At 45.7% G+C, this 19,943-nt stretch carries 15 protein-coding genes; 8 read left to right on the plus strand and 7 right to left on the minus strand.

Going from position 1 to position 19,943, the window contains the following annotated elements:
• The first annotated feature begins 164 nt into the window (after window positions 1-164).
• Window positions 165-1,436 carry an SLC13 family permease gene (locus tag BLCOC_RS04690; protein ID WP_131918388.1) on the plus strand — a complete coding sequence of 424 codons (1,272 nt, stop codon included), beginning with the start codon at window positions 165-167 and terminating at the stop codon, window positions 1,434-1,436.
• Between the two features lie 24 nt (window positions 1,437-1,460).
• Here BLCOC_RS04690 and BLCOC_RS04695 read toward each other — a convergent pair whose 3' ends face one another.
• Complete coding sequence (locus BLCOC_RS04695; RefSeq protein WP_029470431.1) at window positions 1,461-3,038, minus strand: PucR family transcriptional regulator; 1,578 nt, start codon at window positions 3,036-3,038, stop codon at window positions 1,461-1,463.
• A gap of 239 nt (window positions 3,039-3,277) precedes the next feature.
• Here BLCOC_RS04695 and dcuC point away from each other — a divergent pair, with 239 nt between their 5' ends.
• The 3 genes from dcuC (at window position 3,278) to BLCOC_RS04710 (ending at window position 6,812) form a co-directional block, all read left to right on the plus strand.
• The gene (gene dcuC / locus BLCOC_RS04700) at window positions 3,278-4,645 is read left to right on the plus strand and encodes a C4-dicarboxylate transporter DcuC (RefSeq protein WP_029470430.1); all 1,368 of its coding nucleotides are present in this window, start codon (window positions 3,278-3,280) and stop codon (window positions 4,643-4,645) included.
• Window positions 4,646-4,744: 99 nt separating this feature from the next.
• Window positions 4,745-5,800 carry a uroporphyrinogen decarboxylase family protein gene (locus BLCOC_RS04705; protein WP_115624570.1) on the plus strand — a complete coding sequence of 352 codons (1,056 nt, stop codon included), beginning with the start codon at window positions 4,745-4,747 and terminating at the stop codon, window positions 5,798-5,800.
• A gap of 22 nt (window positions 5,801-5,822) precedes the next feature.
• A complete protein-coding gene (locus tag BLCOC_RS04710) occupies window positions 5,823-6,812 on the plus strand; it encodes a uroporphyrinogen decarboxylase family protein (RefSeq protein ID WP_115624571.1) in 990 nt (329 codons plus the stop codon).
• 245 nt (window positions 6,813-7,057) lie between these two features.
• Here the strand turns inward: BLCOC_RS04710 and BLCOC_RS04715 are convergent, their stop codons facing one another.
• Window positions 7,058-8,233, minus strand: coding sequence for an IS110 family RNA-guided transposase (locus BLCOC_RS04715; RefSeq protein WP_115622538.1), 1,176 nt, complete (start codon window positions 8,231-8,233; stop codon window positions 7,058-7,060).
• A gap of 259 nt (window positions 8,234-8,492) precedes the next feature.
• Here BLCOC_RS04715 and BLCOC_RS04720 point away from each other — a divergent pair, with 259 nt between their 5' ends.
• Both BLCOC_RS04720 and BLCOC_RS04725 read left to right on the plus strand, forming a co-directional pair.
• Complete coding sequence (locus BLCOC_RS04720; RefSeq protein ID WP_029470427.1) at window positions 8,493-10,283, plus strand: sensor histidine kinase; 1,791 nt, start codon at window positions 8,493-8,495, stop codon at window positions 10,281-10,283.
• The gene (locus BLCOC_RS04725) at window positions 10,198-11,748 is read left to right on the plus strand and encodes a response regulator transcription factor (protein WP_115624573.1); all 1,551 of its coding nucleotides are present in this window, start codon (window positions 10,198-10,200) and stop codon (window positions 11,746-11,748) included. The genes BLCOC_RS04720 and BLCOC_RS04725 overlap by 86 nt, the downstream gene beginning before the upstream one ends.
• A gap of 53 nt (window positions 11,749-11,801) precedes the next feature.
• Here BLCOC_RS04725 and BLCOC_RS04730 read toward each other — a convergent pair whose 3' ends face one another.
• The 5 genes from BLCOC_RS04730 to BLCOC_RS04750 form a co-directional block, all read right to left on the minus strand.
• Window positions 11,802-13,067: an MFS transporter gene (locus BLCOC_RS04730; protein ID WP_115624574.1), complete on the minus strand. Its 1,266-nt coding sequence runs from the start codon at window positions 13,065-13,067 to the stop codon at window positions 11,802-11,804.
• Window positions 13,068-13,160: 93 nt separating this feature from the next.
• Window positions 13,161-14,780 (minus strand): response regulator transcription factor, encoded by a 1,620-nt coding sequence (locus BLCOC_RS04735; protein ID WP_165907158.1) that lies wholly within the window; start codon window positions 14,778-14,780, stop codon window positions 13,161-13,163.
• Window positions 14,752-16,530, minus strand: a complete 1,779-nt coding sequence (locus BLCOC_RS04740; protein WP_115624576.1) for a cache domain-containing sensor histidine kinase — start codon at window positions 16,528-16,530, stop codon at window positions 14,752-14,754. Before BLCOC_RS04740 ends, BLCOC_RS04735 begins: the two co-directional genes overlap by 29 nt.
• Before the next feature lie 4 nt (window positions 16,531-16,534).
• Window positions 16,535-17,473, minus strand: a complete 939-nt coding sequence (locus BLCOC_RS04745) for a CehA/McbA family metallohydrolase (protein ID WP_115624577.1) — start codon at window positions 17,471-17,473, stop codon at window positions 16,535-16,537.
• A gap of 10 nt (window positions 17,474-17,483) precedes the next feature.
• Window positions 17,484-17,945, minus strand: a complete 462-nt coding sequence (locus BLCOC_RS04750) for a DUF6669 family protein (RefSeq protein WP_115624578.1) — start codon at window positions 17,943-17,945, stop codon at window positions 17,484-17,486.
• A 200-nt stretch (window positions 17,946-18,145) separates the two neighbouring features.
• Between BLCOC_RS04750 and BLCOC_RS04755 the strand changes: the two genes are divergently transcribed.
• Together BLCOC_RS04755 and BLCOC_RS04760 are read left to right on the plus strand one after the other, a co-directional pair.
• Window positions 18,146-19,060: a CehA/McbA family metallohydrolase domain-containing protein gene (locus BLCOC_RS04755; RefSeq protein WP_115624579.1), complete on the plus strand. Its 915-nt coding sequence runs from the start codon at window positions 18,146-18,148 to the stop codon at window positions 19,058-19,060.
• Between the two features lie 21 nt (window positions 19,061-19,081).
• A complete protein-coding gene (locus tag BLCOC_RS04760; protein ID WP_115624580.1) occupies window positions 19,082-19,873 on the plus strand; it encodes an endonuclease/exonuclease/phosphatase family protein in 792 nt (263 codons plus the stop codon).
• The last annotated feature ends 70 nt before the right edge of the window (window positions 19,874-19,943 follow it).

Genomic DNA, 19,943 nt, shown 5'->3' on the forward strand with positions numbered 1-19,943 from the left:
ATTATCTTAAAATTATACAAGACTATAATGACGTTGTAGTGATTCAGCAGCCAAGCAAAAATCTCATTTCCATAGGCGATTCTGTGAGGGAGCTGAGCCGTTACAGTAGGTTTATATATGCAGATGATTTGGTGACAGAAAAGCGCAGGAAAGGCGGGAGAAAAATGGGAAATGCGGAACAGATATTTATTGTAGGGATTATGGTATTGCTGATAGCATTGCTGCTCACAAGAAAGGCAGGACTTGGATGGATTGGCCTGATGATCCCCTGTGTGCTTTCTGTTTCAGGCATTATCACCCCTTCAGAGGCATTTTCGGGACTTGCCGATAAATCTATGTTTATTTTCGTGGGAGCTTTTGTACTCAGCGAAGCATTTTTTAGAGTAGGGCTTTCAGACGTTTTGGGGAACTGGATGCAGAAAAGATTAAAGAGAGTAACCAACGATGGGGTGATACTGCTGGTTCTCTGTCTGTGTACAGCAGCTTTGTCCAGTATCTTGTCCAGCCTTGCAGTGCAGGTTGCCATGATGTCACTGGTACTTACTCTGGGAAGCAGCCTGAAGGTGAGTAAGACAAAATCCATGATGGCAATTGCCTATGCGGCAACCATTGGGGGGATGATGACGGTCATGGGCACTCCTCTGAACATGATAGGAAAGGCGGCTTACGAAAATGCTGTACCGGGAGAGACAATAGGTATCTTTGAGATCTCCCTTGTGACCGTGCCGGCGGGAATTCTGATGATTTTATATTATTGCTTTATAGGAAAGCGTTATCTGCCGGACAGAGCCGGGTGTACGGATGTGCAGCCGGTCGTAAAAAGTGCTGTAAGCAGAAAAAATCAGATACTTGTAGCCCTGACCTTTTTGTTCTTTATTCTAGCGGTGGCTCCTGATCAGAAGTCTTTGATCTCCTCTTATGCAGCCGGCTGTGCAGTTATTCTGTTTTTGGGAGGAGCAGGGATTCTTTCAGTAAAGGAGATTGTCAATGCCATACGGTGGGATATCTTGATGTTCATTATGGGGATTAAGGCATTGGGAACAGGGATTGAGAAGGTGGAGCTGGACTCCCTTCTGTCAGAAAATGCTGCCGGACTGTTCTGGGATGACATTCCTGACAGAGTGCTGATCGCCGCCGTATTTTTGCTGGTGGTTTTGATTACCCAGTTTTTAAATAATACAGGCACCTTTGGTGTGGTTCTGCCCTTTGTTTTGGTTTTATCGTCAAGCCTAGGTGTGAATCTGAAACCTGTCATGCTGACAGCTATGATTGCTTCCAGCTGCGGGTTTGCCCTGCCCATTGCAGCACCGTCTTACCCCATGCTGGCGGAGGAAGGAGGTATATTTACGGGAGACTGGCTGAGACAGGGGCTTCCGCTGGTGGCAGTGTGCTTCGTTGTCTGTATTGTGATGATTCCGTTTCTCTGGCCGCTGTAGCGCAGAGGAACAATTGTAAGAGATTCAGGTATCAGGTATTTTCCGGGAACCGGAGGCCTCCTGTCGGAATAAATCCTGTATACGAAAGGATAGATCCAGGTATAAGATAGTATCTCTGTCATCCAGATTCAAGTCTGTCAGCTCCTGTATTTTATTTAAACGGTAGGTAAGTGTGCCTCTATGCAGAAATAAGGCCTTGGCTGCCAATACGGGCTGACAGTTAGAACGGATATATTCTCTCAGAGTATTAAAATAATCACTGCCTTTTTCCTGGTCAATTTTTTCCAGTATACGAATACTGGATGCACATACCATATTTAGATTTAAGTCCCCTATAGAATTCTTTAACATATAAGACAGGGCAATCTTTGAAAAGGGATGACAATATTGATCCGGATGCAGCCACAGACCGTATTCAAGCCCGGCCTGAGCCTGCCTGCTGTAATTGGGGAGCTTCAGGATATTATAAAAAAGATTGCTGGCTCCAAAATGAATACTGCCTTTTAACCCGATCTCATGGAGAATAGAGTAACAGTGTGTCGGGTTGTGTATGGTTTTCGGCAGATGACATATTGCATACAGCTCTAATTCACGAAAGAATGCCACACAATCGCTGATATTTTCCGTAATATCCAGACAGGCACTGTAAGCATAGCTGGAATCCTGCTGAGGCATGGATGCTTTAGCTATGAGATATCCGTCTTCCTGATGCCACCCGATACGGTCAAGCTGTTCCAGCATATATTCTTCATTGATATCCTCATTAAATAAATACTGATACAGAAGCTTTTGCAGAGGACTGTCTTTGGGTTTTTCTATTGAATGACAAGACAAAAAAGCCTCCTTTATAAAACAGGAGAAATATTCCAGTAGCTTCAGATGGCTGGCCTTAAAGGAAGACTGCAGTTCATTGATCAGAATTCGCCCCTGATAACGGTTGTTTTCATCAAAAATATTTATGTAGATATCTCTGTGCTTGTTCCAGGGAGGAATCCAGTATTGGGCAGTCTGTGTCTGATAGGTTTCAAGGAATTCTTTTGAGTGATACAGCAGATTCCTTCTCTCCACAGGGAGGAAGAGGTTTCCGGTGGCAGGATCCATTTTCATCTCCATCATTCCAACCACGAATGCAGTGCGTACAATAGCATTGTTATTGTGGTCCAGAATATAGATCGGATTCTCAAAAATCTCAGTAGAGGCAGAACAAAGGTCATACATGTTCCCATGGCTGGTAAGAATCTGGTCCAAATTAGCAGACCATTTCCGGAACTTCAGAAAGATATCCTGTATCAATTCTAAAATAAGACATGGATTTTCTTTTCTGGGAATATGGATAATAGACTTTTTAAAATGGATGGGATCTGTGTGAATGACAGCCTGTCCTACGAGTATTATGTTGCAATTCTTTTTTACCAGGATGTCAAGATATTCAGGAGCTGCAACATAGACCATGTGTTCGGAAACAGTAGTTTGTCCGTAATAGAGACGTACATCCTCCAGAACCATGGGATCATTGCTTCGATAAAAGACATAATCAGAAAACTGATCATCCAGATAATCGGAGAGGATCTGCATATTTAGTAATAGTGTTGTGTTTGTCATCCGAATTCAACTCCTGTGAAAAAACATGGGTCTTGGGTTGCTTTATTATAGCACAGTAATAAAAAATAATCCACACTTTAGAATGTATACTTTCAGTGCTTCCGGTTATCTGCTATTGTTTACAAAGCTTATAGTCTCCATGCATAAAAGGCAAAGGCTTTTTTTGAACCTGCGGGGGAATAGTAAAAATGTTCTTTTCCCTATACAATTAGATTATAAAAGTTAAGGAGGATACGGAAATGATTAAAATTTTAGCAACTGCAGTCCTTTTGGCTCTGCTTATTTTCAGCATTGTGAAGAAGTATAATACAGTTGTGACACTGCTCGCGCTGTCTCTTGCTGCATATGCGGGGCTTACACTGGCAGGAATGGATGTAATGGGGGAAGCCACCTGCGGCAGTGCGTTTTTCGATATTTTTGAAAAGCTCAATACCAGTGCGCAGGGGACAATGGGAGGCAATGTATTGATCATCATGTCTATATACGGATACATTGTCTATATGAAACATATCAAAGCCTCAGATATGTTTGCTACTATGATCGCTGCTCCTCTGAAGCGTATCAAGGCGCCCTATCTGCTGGCAGCTATGATGATTTTAGTAGGTAATCTAATAAAGATAGTGATTCCAAGCGGTATCAGTGTTGCTGCACTAATGATCGCTACGCTTTATCCCGTTCTCCTCAAGGTGGGATGCTCAAAGACTACCAGCGCGTCTGCGGTATTGCTTTCATATGTGACGGTCTGGGGACCTTCTGATGCAAGTCTGTACACGGCATTGTCTCTGGCAGGTATAGAAGATGTATCTGTCTCGGAGTGGTTTGTTTCCAGCCAGATACCGGTCATGCTGGTTGTCCTTTTAGTTGTTATGGCAGTATTTATACCGGTTTCAAAGTTTTTTGATAAGAGGGAACACGCAGAGGTTTCCGAAGAGGTCATGGAATCTCAATCTATACGAGACATAGGCGTTCCATATTTTTATGCTTTGCTGCCGCTGGTGCCCTTAGTGACCATATTGATATTCAGTGAACTGATCGTGGGAAGTATTGTCATAAGTGTGGTGGCAGCCTGCTATTTCAGCCTGCTTCTCGCAGTGGTGGTACACACAATCTGCAGAAGAAATTTCAGAGAATGTTTTAATGATGTTTCCGTGGTGTTTAACGGCATGGGTGATTATTTTAAAGGCCCCGGTATTCTGCTGGTTTTTGGTACACTTTTTGCATCTGCCCTGAGTGGTATCGGCGGAATGAAATTGATTGTGGACGGGCTGTCCGGTATTGGGGGAGGAACAGCCATTGCCATATCCATCACCACTCTTCTGGGGATTTTTGTAGTTGGAGTGACTGGAGTATTCAATGGCAATGTCAGTCTTATTATACCGGTAATGACGACTATCATTACATCCACCGGGCTTGCACCGCTTCCGCTGCTTCATTTGGGGTTGATCGGATGTGCACTTGGGTCTGCGGTCACACCGGTGGCAGGAGCTTCTCTTTACATCGCGTCAGCTACAAATGTAAATATTCTTACCTGCGTAAAGAGAAATTTAATACCTGTGATCAGTGGAGGAATCGCGGCAATCGCTGTTGTGCTTTTGTTTTATGTCTAGCAGCTATTCAGCAGACATGCGTATTTACAGAACAGATTGTAGGAAAGAGTTAAGAGTGGTTCTGCATGGATTAAATTACAGATAATAAGGAGAAAGTGTATGAGTATTGTAAAATTTTCAGAATCGGAGATGAAACGAATTGGTTCTTATAAAATACCGGGAAGTTATGGATCGGCAAGTGTGGAACAGCCCAGGCTTTCTACCCCCATTACACCAAGAGAGAATGTGCTTCGTGTGTTTCGTGGAGAGAAACCTTTGTGGCTGCCGAATATGAATCGGGATATGAATCTAATCTGTCCAGATATGATGCCTGACGCAGCCGCAAGGGCCTTTGGAGGGATTGACTGGTTTGGGGTAGAGTGGCAGTATGAGCCGCTTACCAAAGCTGCCATGGTAAAACCAGGTACCCGCAGGCTGTCCGATATTGTAAACTGGGAGAATGAATTGGTATTTCCTGATCTGAATGAATTGGATTGGGAAAAGGATGCAGAAGAGCTTTACAGCATGCTGCCGAATGACAGGTTTACTTACTTTGTGGTGTATAATGGGATTTTTGAAAGAACAGCAGATTTGACAAATTTTGAGGATACCTTCTGCTATCTTCTGGAAGAACCGGATGCATTAACTGCATTTTTTGACAGATTGATTGACTGGTATATTCAACTGATAAAGATTGCAAAAAAATATTATCATGCGGACATGATTTTGTTTCATGATGATATGGGATCACAGCGTGCTCCGTTCTTTTCCGGGGAAATCTACCAGGAGTTGTTTATTCCGCAATATAAGAAGCTGACGCAGGCAGTGCATGAGGAGGGAATGTATATTGCTCTGCATTCGTGCGGAGATGTGCGTATGCATATACCGAACTTTATCGAAGCGGGCTTTGATGCCTGGGAAGGACAGGAAGGAGCTACAGATAAAGATGAAATCATGGAACTGTATGGGAACAGTTTGATTCAGCTGGGGAATTTTAACATCAGCGGCGATATTACCGATGAACAGGCGGTACAGATTATCCGAAAAATGATCGAGACCAGAGGAAAAAAAGGAAGATGCGCTTATCGGATCCGTGACATGAGGCCAGTCAGGGGAGATGTGGATCTGGATGACGAGATGTACCGATACAGCCGTATGTTTTACAGTGGACAGTGAGCCGGAAAGGAAGGGATAGTAAATGGCAGTTTTATCCTACAAAGAGAATACGCTGCTTGCCCTGCAGCATAAGGAGCCGGAATTTCTGCCTATGATTACAGATGTTCAGACCTATACGCCTTTGGGAATGGATTTTGTATGCGAATATACAAATGTTCCGGGTGTGGCAAAGGACTGGTTTGGGCAGAGCTGGACTTATGAGCCTAAGATCAAGGCGGCTAATCCAACACCGGGGATACATTTGGTACCGGATATTACAGTGTGGAAGGACTATATGAAATTCCCGGATTTATCGAGGTTGGATTGGGAGGGACATGCGGCTGCTGACACGAAGGACTGGGACCGTGTACATAAACTGACAAGGATCAATGATGTGTTTGGCCCATGGGAGAGGATGTTCAGTGTCATGGATTTTCAGGAAGCACTCTGTGCGCTCATAGAAGAGCCGGAAGCCTGTTATGATTTTTTCGGAGCTGTGGCGGATCATAAAATACGGATGTACGAGTATATCATCAAATACTATAAACCTGATATTTTATGTATGCACGATGACTATGGGCACGGAAAAGGAATGTTTATGTCCCCGGACACCTGGCGGGTATTGCTGAAACCCCATCTGCAGCGGATCATTGATATGGTTACCTCAATGGGGGTGTTGTATGAGCATCACTGCTGCGGATATTTTGCACCGATTCTGGATGAGATAGCAGATATGGGGTGTACAGCATCCAATACCATGCATATATCCAATCATCCGGCTGAACTAAAAAAGAAAAACGGGCATAAAATGTGCTATATCGGTGGATTCGATACCCAGTATATGGATGGTTTGACAGTCTCTGAGGAAAATATCCGTGCGTCAGTCAGAAAAACCTTAGATGAAATGGCGCCGGGAGGCAGCTATATTGCATTATTTGCTTTGAAAACACAAGGGCGCAATGAGATTGCGGCAGATGAAATCAGAAGGTACAGCAGCAGATTTTATTCAAGTCCCCGCCCAGACGCACTGTGAAGAGAGAGAGTTATTCGTAACTCTCTTTTTCTTTTCCATGGATTCTTTTATTTCACAGGTATACCGGATTATGTTATACTTATAAAAGACTAACTATTAAAGAAAGTCAATAAATAGTTTCAAAAACAGAGATGTTTTGAGTATAGTGGCGATGACTTATTCATCGCAATCAGTACCTTGAAAATTGCATGACAAATAGAGCATCGAGTATGATGCTCTGACAAGAAGATATGATGTTGGAAGAATTAGATTGCTTTTTGGTATTGCTGTCCAGTGCGTTCGAGATGATAAATTAGCCGAACTAGTTTCTTGGTCGCGTGAGACATTGCAACATAGTAATGCTTGCCTTCAGCTCGTTTCTTGGCAAGATAAGCCTTGTAGGTTGGATCCCATAGACAAACATATGCGGTTGCATTAAACAGAGCATATCTAAGGTATCTAGAACCACGTTTTTCCATTCTGGCATAACAGTTATCTAACTGGCCGGATTGATAGGTAGAAGGCGACATTCCTGCATAAGCAAGGATCTTATCTGGAGAGTCGAATTGGCTAAAGTCACCTATTTCAGCAATAATCATGGCACCCATTCGATAGCTGATTCCAGGAATGCTAAGGATTGGAGAATTGATTTCATCCATGATGACTTTAATCTCGTTTTCAATCTCTTCGATTTCAGAATCTAGCTCTCTAATGAGCTTAATGGTGTGCTTTAATTCAAGCGATTTAGCTGGCATATTTGAACCGATAGAGGTTCTTGCAGCCTCTCTAAAAGCGATAGAGGTTTCTTTTGTGTAGTGGCCTTTAGATGCGGTTTCAAGAAGATTTGAAAGTCTTGTGAGATGTGCATTAGCTACCTGTTTTGCACCAGGAAATTCGTAGAGTAACTCATAAACAGAATTCTGATGAAGTGTTGGAACAAGCTTTTCTAACTCAGGGAAAAGGATACATACAAGACGGGATATAGATGTTTTAAGCTTCGCGCGTTCTTTAACTTTATCAAAACGATAGCGAGTAAGTGACTTAAGCTCTTCATTGTGATACGATGTGTCTGAGTAGGACTTTAAGTTCACGTCAGACATTAGCATAGAAGCAATTGTATGGGCATCAACTTTATCCGTTTTCGTCTGTCTAAGGCTTAGACTTTTTCTGTACAGATTAGTATGTAACGGGTTGATAACAAAGGTGGCCAGACCTTTATCAAGCAGATATCCGAGAAGATTGTAACTATAGTGTCCAGTGGCTTCTAGGCCTACTTTTACTTTAGAAGCATCTTCCATAACGGATTCTATTTTCTGATAAAGCTCGTCGAACCCATCGAGATTGTTTTTGATGGTAAAAGCCTTGAAAAGGACTTCGCCATCAGAGTTTGTGATAAAGCAATCATGCTTATCTTTTGCGACATCAATTCCTACGTAAATCATATAGGACCTCCTGATATAAAGTATTGATACTGTCTTAAGATCCACAGGGCTCCTTGCAATCGTAACCTACTTCTTGATAAACCGTCATGCGGTAACTAACTGATTAACAAATAAACAAAGAGACTGTGGTTGGAGCCTTTTTTAAACCATCAAGTGGTAGGAGGTGATAACCAATCCACAGTATCTTAAAATAGCATAGTCAAACCTGTAGAAAAGGTAAAGAAAGACTATGACTTTATATAATAGTAGGAGGAAATTCATGGAAAACAAAAACCCGAGACATTTATTTCATAAACTTTTTCTGAGCTATTCGGCAGTTCTGATCCTCATCGTCGGAGTGCTCATTTTATTTTTTATTTCATCCAGCAGAACCCGACTTCTGGAGACAAACCAGGATTATGCAGGAAAGCTTTGCGGCGAAGCGGTTCTGGAAGTGAGCCGCGCAAGCTCGGACGCGGATTACCTGCACAGAGCGGTTTATCAAAACAGTTCAGAGCTGCAGGACCTGCTCAATTATTTCCGGTATGATACAGAGGAGTATCTCAGGCGTCATCTGGACACATATGCCTCCTCCAATACCCTGGACAACAAGGACATCTACAGCTATGTGGAAAATGCGTACTCCGCCTATCCCAATATCAAAAAAATAGAATTTATCAGCTATAACAATAACAAGACAACAGTTTTTTATTCTGAAAATGATATACGCGTGAATGACAACGGAAGAGAGCGGAGAAAAGAAATTTTGGATGGAGGACTGGCATCCGCTGGTTCCTATTCTTTTCAGAAGGAGATCAGGGACCCTCTCAGCATGAGAGTAGAAGGATGCATCATCTTTACGTTTGACACGGGAGAGATGACAGAGCTTCAGGAAAAATATCCCATGGCGGAGCTATACTTGTACTACAAAAACGGTAATCAGGTATACCCCGGTGAAAATTCTCTGCTTTTAGATGATTTTCAGCAGGAGGACGCAGGTAAGAAGCTCAAGTCATACATACAGATCCAGAGTGTGGAGGATTACATAGTGGCCACCAGGCTGGATAAGCACACAGCCGCATCCATCCCTGCAGTTCATATTCTGGCTATACTGGGAATGGGGATTGCCCTGGTCATTGCCGGGGAGATTCTCATAAGCAGCTATCTGAAGAGACTCAGCGGGAGACTGGACGGAATTCTCCAAGGGATGAACCAGGTGCAGACAGGAAATCTGAAGGTGCAGCTCCCAGAAAATGAACACGGAGACGAGCTGGATATGATCTCCCGGCATTTTAATCTCATGTGTCAGGAGCTGGAATCGTATATCAGGAAAAGCTATCTGGCAGAGATCGAACAGCAGAACGCGGAGATGCAGGCTTTGCAGAGCCAGATCAATCCGCATTTTCTGTACAATACTCTGGAGGCCATCCGCATGAAAGCCATCTGCAACGGGGACAGGGAGGTGGGGAAAATGCTCTACAGCCTGGCAGTCACATTCCGAAGCCAGCTAAAGGAAGCAGATGTGATAACTCTCATGCAGGAGATGCATTACTGTAAGAAATACTTGGAATTGTTTGAATACCGTTATCAGGGAAAATTCCACTCCAGTGTGGAGTGCGGGCCGGAACTTTCCAATATTCCGGTCATTAAATTCATCCTGCAGCCTATTATCGAGAATTATTTCATCCATGGGATCCGTATGGAGGAGAATGACAATGAGATCAATATTTATGCGAGACGCGCAGGGGAGGATTTATTTATCCATGTAGAAGACAATGGAAGGGGAATGCCTGAGAAGGATATGGAGAGCAAGAACCGTGAGCTTGCCAATAATGAGATGGATACCCGCAAATCCATTGGGGTGACCAATGTGAACCGCAGGCTGAAAGCAGCCTACGGTGATACCTGCGGTGTGTTCTTAACGGCAAATCATCCCCGGGGAATGCATGTGATATTGAAGGTAAAAGTCAAGGAGAGGGAAACAGATGAAGAGAGTAATGCTGGTGGAGGACGAGGAGCTGATCCTTCAGGGAATAAGGAACATAATAGACTGGGAGAAACTGGGACTTGACGTGGTCCATATGGCACACAACGGAAAAGAGGCACTGTCCCTGTGGGAGAAGGAGCCTGTGGACCTGGTGGTGACAGATGTGGAGATGCCTGTGATGAACGGACTGAATCTCTTAAAGGAGATCAGAAGCAGGGACGAGAGAGTGCGGTTTGTCATTCTCACAGGCTATGATGAATTTGAATATGCCAGAAAAGCGATCCAGCTTGACGTGGAGGATTACATCTTAAAACCTATCGACGAGGTGCAGCTTGAGACCGTGGTAAAAAACGCACTCATAAAACTTCAGGAGATGGACCGGGATAAAGCAAAGAATATGGAAGACCGCATCGGATGGCAGAAGTTTTTGGAGGGAGGGATATCGGAGGAGGAGCGGAAAACCTTTCTCGCGCTTTTGCCGAAGGTGAAAAAATCAGAGCTTTTGTCAGCAGCGGTCATGAAGATTGACAGCAGAAGTATGCGCAAGGGCGATATGTCCGAGCTTTTGTCCATCCTGCAGGAGGAAGAGTGCAGAGTGATCCATCTGAAGGCAGACACCCTGCTCTTGATCGAAGGCTTTCAGACAGACTACACCTGGGATGACGGAGAGGGGGAGACTGCCAGAAAAGTCAGGGCGGAGATCCACAGCCGTTTCTCCTATCTGCAGAACCGTCTGGAGAGTGAACTGGGTATCTTTACATTTATCAGCATCGGTCCTTCTTTTCGTGATCACAGCAGCCTTCCAGAGGCATACCGGGAGGCCATGCGGATGCAGAAATACCGGATGCTGGACGGATACGGAAGCTGCGTGGACGATAACCACATTAAGAACCGGGGATCAAAGGATGTGGCCATTGATGAGGCACAGTTGCGTAAGATGATACTGCAGAAGGACAGGGACGGGGCCATTGACTATATTGAAGATCTGTTCATCAATAATATACGCAAGGACGCGGACGTGAATAATCTTTATCAGACTGCCCTTAAGATCGCCATGCTGTTGTGGGATATCAAAGGGGAGTATAAGCTGGAAGAGAAGAACATGCAGGATCTGTCTGATATGGTGGAGGGGATTTACGGGGCAGAGGATATCTTTGGCCTGAAAACTATGTTTATCTCAGAGATTTCGGAGATCATCACATACCTGCACGCGGAGAATTCTGCGTATACGCCAGTGGTAAAGCAGATCATGACGGAAGTGCAGAAGAATTATAAAGAGGAACTGAGCCTGAAGACGCTGGCCTATAAGTATCATATGAACGCATCTTATCTGGGACAGATCTTCCAGAAAGAGGTGGGGTGTTCCTTTACCCAGTATCTGAGCAATACTAAGAATGGAATTGCTAAGGATTTGATCCTGAATACCAACCGCAGGATCAATGACATTGCCCAGGAAGTGGGATATACGGATACCAGTTATTTTTACAGGAAGTTTAAGCAGTGCTACGGGGTATCACCGGCTTCCCTTCGGGAGATGAAAAAATATTAGAAAAACAAAAAAAGAAGTGCTGCCGGGAGATTTCCGGGCGGCACTTCAGCTTTTTAAAGGTTTTTAGACAGGGTGTTTTCACCCAGAGATTTTATGATACAGACCAGAAGAGCCGCGGCAGTCACTATGATCCAGCTCGTAACAGTTGCGGTCCAGCCCAGACGGTCTACCATAACCCCGATGAAAAAGGTGGAAACTGCGGTGCCGAGATAGGCTACAGAGTTCAGAAATCCGGATACAGTGGAGACACGTCCCTGCTTTTCATAGTTTAAGGGCAGCAGATTGACAAACAGGGTATTGACCGCCATCATGGAAGCAGTGATAAGCGCGAACAGTATCACAGTCAGGACAATGGACAGACTGCCTGCCAGACGTATACCGGTCAGTGCGGCTACAGCCAGCAGGAAAAAGGGAACAGCGGCTTTTATGGCCCGTCTGCCCGCTCTGCGGTATACATACTGTGCAGCATATGCACCTGTGAGATTTACCATGGGTAGAACCGTTGTCACAAGTACAGAGAGAGACGGAGAAGTCAGAAAAGTTTTGCTGATGAAGGTAGGCACCCATGTGGCCACGCCGTCTTTCAGCATTCCGTGGACAAGCACCGGAAATATGGCTGCCAGCAGGCCAGAACGGAACAAAAGAGAGGAAAATGGTATGGCCTTGGTGTTTGGAGGTGTGGGATCGGAAGCATCAGAGGTCTTTGTTTCCTCTGTTCCGTGTTCCAGGCTGTACCGCTCAATACGGCCAAAACCAAAGAACCAGACCGCTGCCATAAGGCCCAGACAGAGGGCCGCAGCGCCAAACACGGCTTTCCAGCCTGCCAGCCACATGACTGCCGCCGCCAATAGATAGGCCCCCAGGGTTCCGGCTACCTGTGAGGAGACAATGTGGATACAGTAGCGCACCTTCTGCGCCTCCTGCAGCATTTCCGCAAAAATACGGATGATGGGAGGCCAGATCATTGACTGGGCATAACCGTTGATCCCCCAGACCAGGGCCATGAGGAAAAAGGAATCCACAAATCCCATAACGAAATTGGCGGCAGCGGCAGCAGCCAGTCCGGTAAATATCATACGTCCGGGATGAAACCTGTCACCCAGCAGTCCATTGCACATCTGCCCAATGCCGTAGGCGAAGAAATATACCATACTGATGAAACCTGCCTGGGATCCGGCAAGTACCTGTTCATCGATCATGGCTGTCATGGCGGAAGAGAAGTTCAGCCGTCCGATATAGGAGGTGAAGTAGGCCAGCCAGCACAGAAGGAACAGACAGAATGCCATTTTATTACTTTCAAGCTTGTGAAATCTTTTCATGAGAGATACCCCTTTTTTCTTTTTTCGCTCTTCAATATACACCAGATCGGAAAAAGGAGAAATGGATATATCACCATTTTGAAGTAGATATTTCTACATGGATGTATCAAGCCTGTATTGCTGACGGTACTGGAGGGGCGTTACTCCGGTCGTCTTTTTAAAGACCCGGAAAAAATACTGGCTGTCCTCATAGCCTACATTTTCTGCGATCTCGATCACACTTAGATCCGTGTCTTTTAGGTACTCCCTGGCTTTTTCCATTCGGACCTCTGTGATATAGTTCACTGCTGACTGGTCCAGTTCCTTTTTGAAGACAGAAGAAAAGTAGTTGGGACTCATGTTGTAAAGCTCAGCCAGGCCGTTTATAGAGAGATTTTCGTTGTAGTGTTTTTTGATATACTGGGTAGCAAGCTGAATCTTATCTTTTGAACTTGCGTCCTGCATTCCATGTTTGCTGATACAGTCTGAGATGGTCTCTGAGATATAGCTGTGGATTTTTTGGGGAAGGCATAGCTCATCCAGCGCCCGGAAGTTGTGCAGAAGGTCTTCCACACCGATATACTTGCGTATCTCAGGCTCGTAGTATTTCAGGAGAAGATTCAGGATGCGCACCCAAAGGATACGGACATAGGAGACACCGCAGCTTTGAAGCATTTCCTCTGAGAACAATTGGGAGAGGAGCTTGAGGATGCTGTTCACATTACCCTGGATCAGATACTGTTCCAGAAAATACAATTCCGAGGAGGGAAAGGATTTTCCGGAGAAGACAGTGTTGTCTTCGTAGAAGTAAAGGTTTCCGTCACCGTAGATGGTCCGCTGTCGAAGGGCGGATTCAGCCTCTCCCAAGATTCCTGATGAGAGTCTGTGGGTCTGACTGCTGGTGCCCATGGTCAGATAAATACCCATCTGCTTTTCCAGTACAGCCCGCATCTCCAGGAAGAACTGTTCCACCTCCCTGCGGAGAGAAGCGTGTTCACCCCTGCTCTCAAAGACAGCGTACATCTGGTACCTGTGGATGATACTGTTCACCAGAAGTACCTTGCCGGGGGAGCGGATCTCGTCAAATACATTTTTTACTGCAAAGCGGATCAATTCCGTGTCATCTTTGCAGAAGTTGTTCTCACAGCTTTTCTCCTCAATGTTGATGATCCCCAGAAGAAGGCGGTTTTCCGGGGCGCAGGAGATTCTATGATAGAATGCCGGATATTTGTCATTTCCGGAGTTGTCACGCCCAGGCTCATGAAGGAGGGCGTTGACCTCCTTTTCCAGTGTGTATGCAGTGTTCTTTTCCTCCAGCTTTTTTCTGGAGGTCATATCCCGGCGTATTCTGGTGTCCTGCTCTACGTGTGTGATGAGTTTCTCCATCTCTTCCTTCAGGTCATTGTTGGACAGGGGTTTCAGAAGATAAGCACTGGTACCCAGGTTCAGCGCAGTCTTGGCATATTCAAATTCGGCATAACCGCTTAACACCATGAAACGCAGATGAGGGGAGAGCTTCTTGGCCTCCCGTATGAAGGCAAGCCCGTCCATATCAGGCATCCTGATATCCGTGACGACAATGGATATATCATGCAGCCTGACTGCCTCCAGTGCCTCAGTGCCGGTTTCTGCCTCCAGTATCTCCCCGAATTCAAACCCCAGATAACTAAGACGTGCGATCAGGCCTTTTCTTATAAGCTCCTCATCATCTGCTATCAGCAGGTTTATTTTCATCTGTTTGTTCTCCTTTCCGAATGAGCGGCAGGCGTATATCAAACTGGCTGCCATAGTGAAGGGTGCTTTTAATGGTAATTCCGTACTGGTCTCCGCAGGCAAGCTTGATCCTCTGGTTGACATTGCGGATACCAATGTTAAGTCCTGTTTTCGTTAGATTGTCAGCTACATGAATGGAGCGGTTCAATTCCTCAACCTTCTGGATGTCCATGCCCACACCGTCATCCTCCACACGTATCATCAGACTGTCTTCCTCCTCCCAGACGGAAAGCTCCAGGGTGCCTGTAGTGGTCTGCTTCACCAGTCCGTGCAGAATGGCATTTTCAACGATGGGCTGAAGGATAAAGCGGAGTGTCATGGCGTTGTCCGTATCTATAGAGATATTATAGAATACCTCAAAACGATTGCCGTACCGTTTTTTTATGATAAAGATATAATTCTGTACATGGCCCAGTTCCTGTGCAACAGTCACAAATTCCCCATAATTCTTTCCGAGATTATAGCGGAAGATCTCTCCCAGTTTTTGACAGATATCACAGATGTCAAATACCTGTTTCACTGCAGCCATGGAGCTGATGGTTTCCAGCGTGTTGTAAAGGAAATGGGGATTGATCTGTAGCTGCAGGTTTTTCAACTGCGCTTTCTTGTTCTCAAGTTCCCGGATGTAGTTTTTCTGGATCAGAGAATCCAGTTTGCCAAGCATGTGGGAAAACTGCCGGTCCAGCTCTGCTATCTCATCATTGCCTGCTATAGGCCCGTAGATGTTCAGATCACCTGTCTCTGCAGTGTGGAATTTTTGTACCAGGCAGCCAACCCTGGCTGAAAAGTTCCGGCTGTAGAGCCAGGACCAGAACAGTATGAGCAGGGTGACGCAGAGCATGATGGGCAGGACCATTTGTCTAACCGCCTGCTGTTTGGCCTTGAGCTGATGACTGTCAAACAGAAGAAGTACATTCAGGGAACATCCCTTCAGATGCTCCTGTTTGATGGTAAAACCGTCGATCAATTCTGAAGTATCCTGGCTTCCAAGCCATGCGTTCAAGAGGAAATTCTTTCCGGGTGCTGAGGAATAGAGAATCTTGTTGTCATCACTGAAGACAATGACCTCATAGGAGGAATCCCCTTCATTAGCTGTGGCTGCAGGCCTGAAGATGAGATCCATATACAGATCCAGTTTCAGAAAGCCAAGCTGCTTTTTTTCATAATTGTGGATGTTCACATCTTCAATGTTTTTTACAAATGAAAGAACAGGAACATTGCCAGCGCTGGAGATATAGCTAAAGCCGCCCTCCTTTATGGCACGTTCCTGCAGAAACCATTCTTCATGTCCGGCCTCCTTGACCATGGAAGCACGTTTTCCGTATACGGGGTATTCGTCAATATCAGAGTAAAGCATACAGTTGCGGATCTCTTTCTGACGGTCCAGGAGCAGGGATTTTGTCACCTCACTGCTGATCTGTTCCCCTTTAATGTAAGGACTTTCTGTCTGATCCACCAGAGCTTCCAGAATCACCGTATTGTCTGCGATCACATCCAGGCTGTATTGATACTGGGTCAGTTTTTCATCAATATTTTTTATGTACTGAGAGGTCATCTGCAGGTAGGAATTGGAAAGTTCGGTCTTGACCATGTTCTCCAGCTTGTAGAACAGAAAACTTGTGATGGACAAGGTGGGGATCAGACTGATCAAAAGAGTAAAGACAACAAGCTGCGTGAAAATGCGGTGCGAGTAAATACCTTTCCATTTCATAACATCACATCCCGGACAAGCGGTTCTGCTTTGTAAAATGCAGAACAGGGGAAACACAGACCAGGTTTTCAATCTCTGTGGTCTTATAGTATAGTTTTGGAATTACATATTCCGCGTCATTTAGTCTGTCTATGGGGAATATCCGGTCAGGGGCCGTCTTGTAGGTTTCCGCTGCGGTCTTGAGTGTGATCAGGTACTGGGAGGCATCCGGGCAGGAAAAGCCCGGTTTTTTTGTGTCAGCCAAATGGAATGAAAGCGCGCGGCTGTCAGGAGTCATAGAAATCTCCAGAACAGGGCCTTTGGAGATACAGGTTTTCTGGCTGCGGATGGCCTGTTCCAGTTCAGAGGCGGCGTCTCCTCCCGGTTCTCCGTTAACAAAGGTTGCGAACTGGCCTCCCATTTCCCAGCGTCCGTGCAGATCCATACCGCAGGTCATGGCAATGGGCCAGCCTTTCAGCACCAGATCTTCCCAGAAAAGCAGCCCCTTTTCATTGACTTGGTGAAGGGGTTCAGGATTATTGAAAATTTCAATAAAATCCACACAACTGTAATCGGTAAGCTCCATCTCAAAGCGGCAACCCCGGGCAAAGGGATAGCCATAGGAAAACGGGTGGGCAATGCCTGCCAGAGCGTTCTTTTTGCGGACAGCCTGAAACAGAAGCTCAGGGCGGCGGTCAATGGTTTCCCAGGGGACATACTCTTTTAAGTTCAGGCAGAGGATATGTCCGTAATAGGTGGTGTATTCCATGCCGTAGATACATTGTATACCGGAGCTGCGTCCTGAAAGCAGTTTCTGCATCTTGGGGTGTCCGGATATGGTATTATGGTCAGTAAGGCCAAAGGCGTCCACCTGGTCTGCCTCCATCCATAGAAGCAGATCTTCACATGTGAGGGACGCGTCGGATTCTGTAGTGTGATTGTGTAATTCCATTCGTTTATACATGATAACCTCCTTATCTGGCAGATACCTGCAGTGTGTAATTTGTATTGTCCATGAGCACATTGAAGACGAGTATGGTCACTTTGAGGACTCCCTCAAGATCCGGCTGAGGCAGACAGCCCTCTGTGGCAGAGGAGGAGCAAAAGTGCATGTGTCTGTTGGTGAGCTGACGGTGGACGCAGCCCATGAATTTGTCATTGAGCATTGCCAGTGTATGGATCTCGGTCTTGGCATTCTCAACGATTTCCGCTACCGGGTCAGCGCCGGGAGGCAGTTCCAGGCCATAATTGCTGCGGCAATAGTCTGTCAGCTCCCTGACCATGTCTTCTGTCACGTCCGCGGCTGTGTATTTTTGTTTATCAAAAGAAAATTCGATGTCCAGCTCTTCGTATTTCCGATCCAGGCATACGGTGTAGGAAATCTGTCCGATAAAATCTTTGGACAGGGTTCCTCCGGCTTTATAAAGTAATTGCATAAATGTCTCCTCCTGAAAAGTGTTGATAGAATTTGGGTAAATGATACTACATATAAAATGCGGATTCAATAGATTTAAGGTTATCGTAGAATTGTCCATTATTTTTCTGAGATATCTTCATTCTTTTTCAGAGAGAAAGTGCCTTATAATATGCCCATGCCGATTTTCGGAGGCAGAATTTTGAGAAAAGAGGATAAAAGATGCAGAAGAGAACATTGTATCAGTCCGGTAAATTTTATAAGGGGAATCTCCACACACATTCCATCCGATCAGACGGAGACAGCGAACCACAGGATATTGCCCAAAGGTACAGGGAGGAGGGATATTCCTTCCTGGCCATCACAGACCACTGGATCTATGGGGTGCATGAGGAGTTGAACCGAGAGGATTTTCTCGTATTTCCGGGCACAGAACTGGATCTGGAGCTGCCTGAGCGCAAGGATCATCATCTTGTAAGCATAGGCCTGCCTGAGACGAACCGGATTCCGGATGATTACCGCTTTGAGAGGGAGAGGACAGGCAATACCCTGTGTACCCCCCAGAGGATCATTGAATATATGGCAGCGCACGGCAATGTCACCATATATGCCCACCCCTACTGGTCAAAAGTGGATTCTACGGATATCAAGAATATCCATGGTCTGCTGGGAATGGAAATCTACAACCACGTGGCAGAGTTTGAGGACAGCAACGGTAATTCCGAGACCTATTATGACCATTTTCTGTTCGTAAGGAACAGAACCTTTTGCTTTGCGTGTGATGATACCCATGAACTGGGACCGCACTGCATAGGCGGGTTCATCATGGCAAAGGCTCGGGAACTTACCCACAGGGGGATTTTCGAGGCATTGAGGGACGGAAGCTTTTATGCCTCCACCGGCCCACTGATCCATGACTTTTATGTGGAAGACAATATTGCCCATGCCTCCAGCAGCGACTGCACGGATATTTATTTTAAGACACCCCACAGAAGCGGACATCTTCACGATGACGAAGGGAAGTTAAGCAGCGGAACCTTTGTGCTGAACGGGGATGAGGAATATGTGCGCCTTGTGGTGAAGAACGCAGCAGGGGAAAAAGCCTGGTCCCAGCCGGTCTGGCTCTGGCTTTTATAAAAAGCTTCGGGAGGAAAATGCATGAAACTGGTTACTTTTAATATACGATGTGATTTCGGGCAGGACAAAGAAAATTGTTTTTCAAGCCGCAAAAAATTGATCGCAGCAAAGATCCGGAAGGAACAGCCGGATGTCATCTGTTTTCAGGAGGTCCTTCCCCATGTGGCAGTGTGGCTGAAAGAAAATCTGGAGGGATATTATGTGATCGGATGCGGCAGGGATGAAAAACTGGGGGATGAGCAGGTGTCTGTGGCGTACCGGAGGGACACAGTGAATCTGATCTCCATGGATACCTTCTGGCTGTCAGGGGAGCCCCATGTGCCGGGAAGCCGATACGATTGCCAGAGCATCTGCCCTAGGGTCTGTACCGGAGCTGTGTTTTCATATACCGGGGATCCGGGAAAAGAATATCTGTTCCGGCTGTATAACATTCATCTGGACCATCTTGGCGGGGAAGCCAGAAGGCTGGGTCTGGAGCTTATATTGAAAAGAGCGGACCGGGAACCGGAATTTCCGGGGATTCCTGTGATCCTGGCCGGGGATTTTAACGCAGAGCCGGACAGTCCGGAGCTTGCAGTTCTTGAGAGATGCAGCGCTTTTACAAATGTCACAGAGGGCATTGGGATCACTTACCACGGATTTGAGCCTGAGGACACACCGGAGCGGATCGATCATATATTTGCCGGCAGGCCCTTTGTCTGCCAAAATGTTGAAAAATGGGAGGACAGGGACGGGGAAGTCTGGCTGTCTGACCATTATCCCATCTGTGCAGTGCTGGAGTGTGAGCCTGGCAGAGAAGAGAAATGTCCATGAAATAACTAATTTTTATCCATTGTGGAAATTTGGCGGAAAAAAATATAATAGACAACAGAAGGAAGGAGGA

The sequence above is a fragment of the Blautia coccoides genome (genome assembly GCF_034355335.1).
Lineage (GTDB): Bacteria > Bacillota > Clostridia > Lachnospirales > Lachnospiraceae > Blautia > Blautia producta.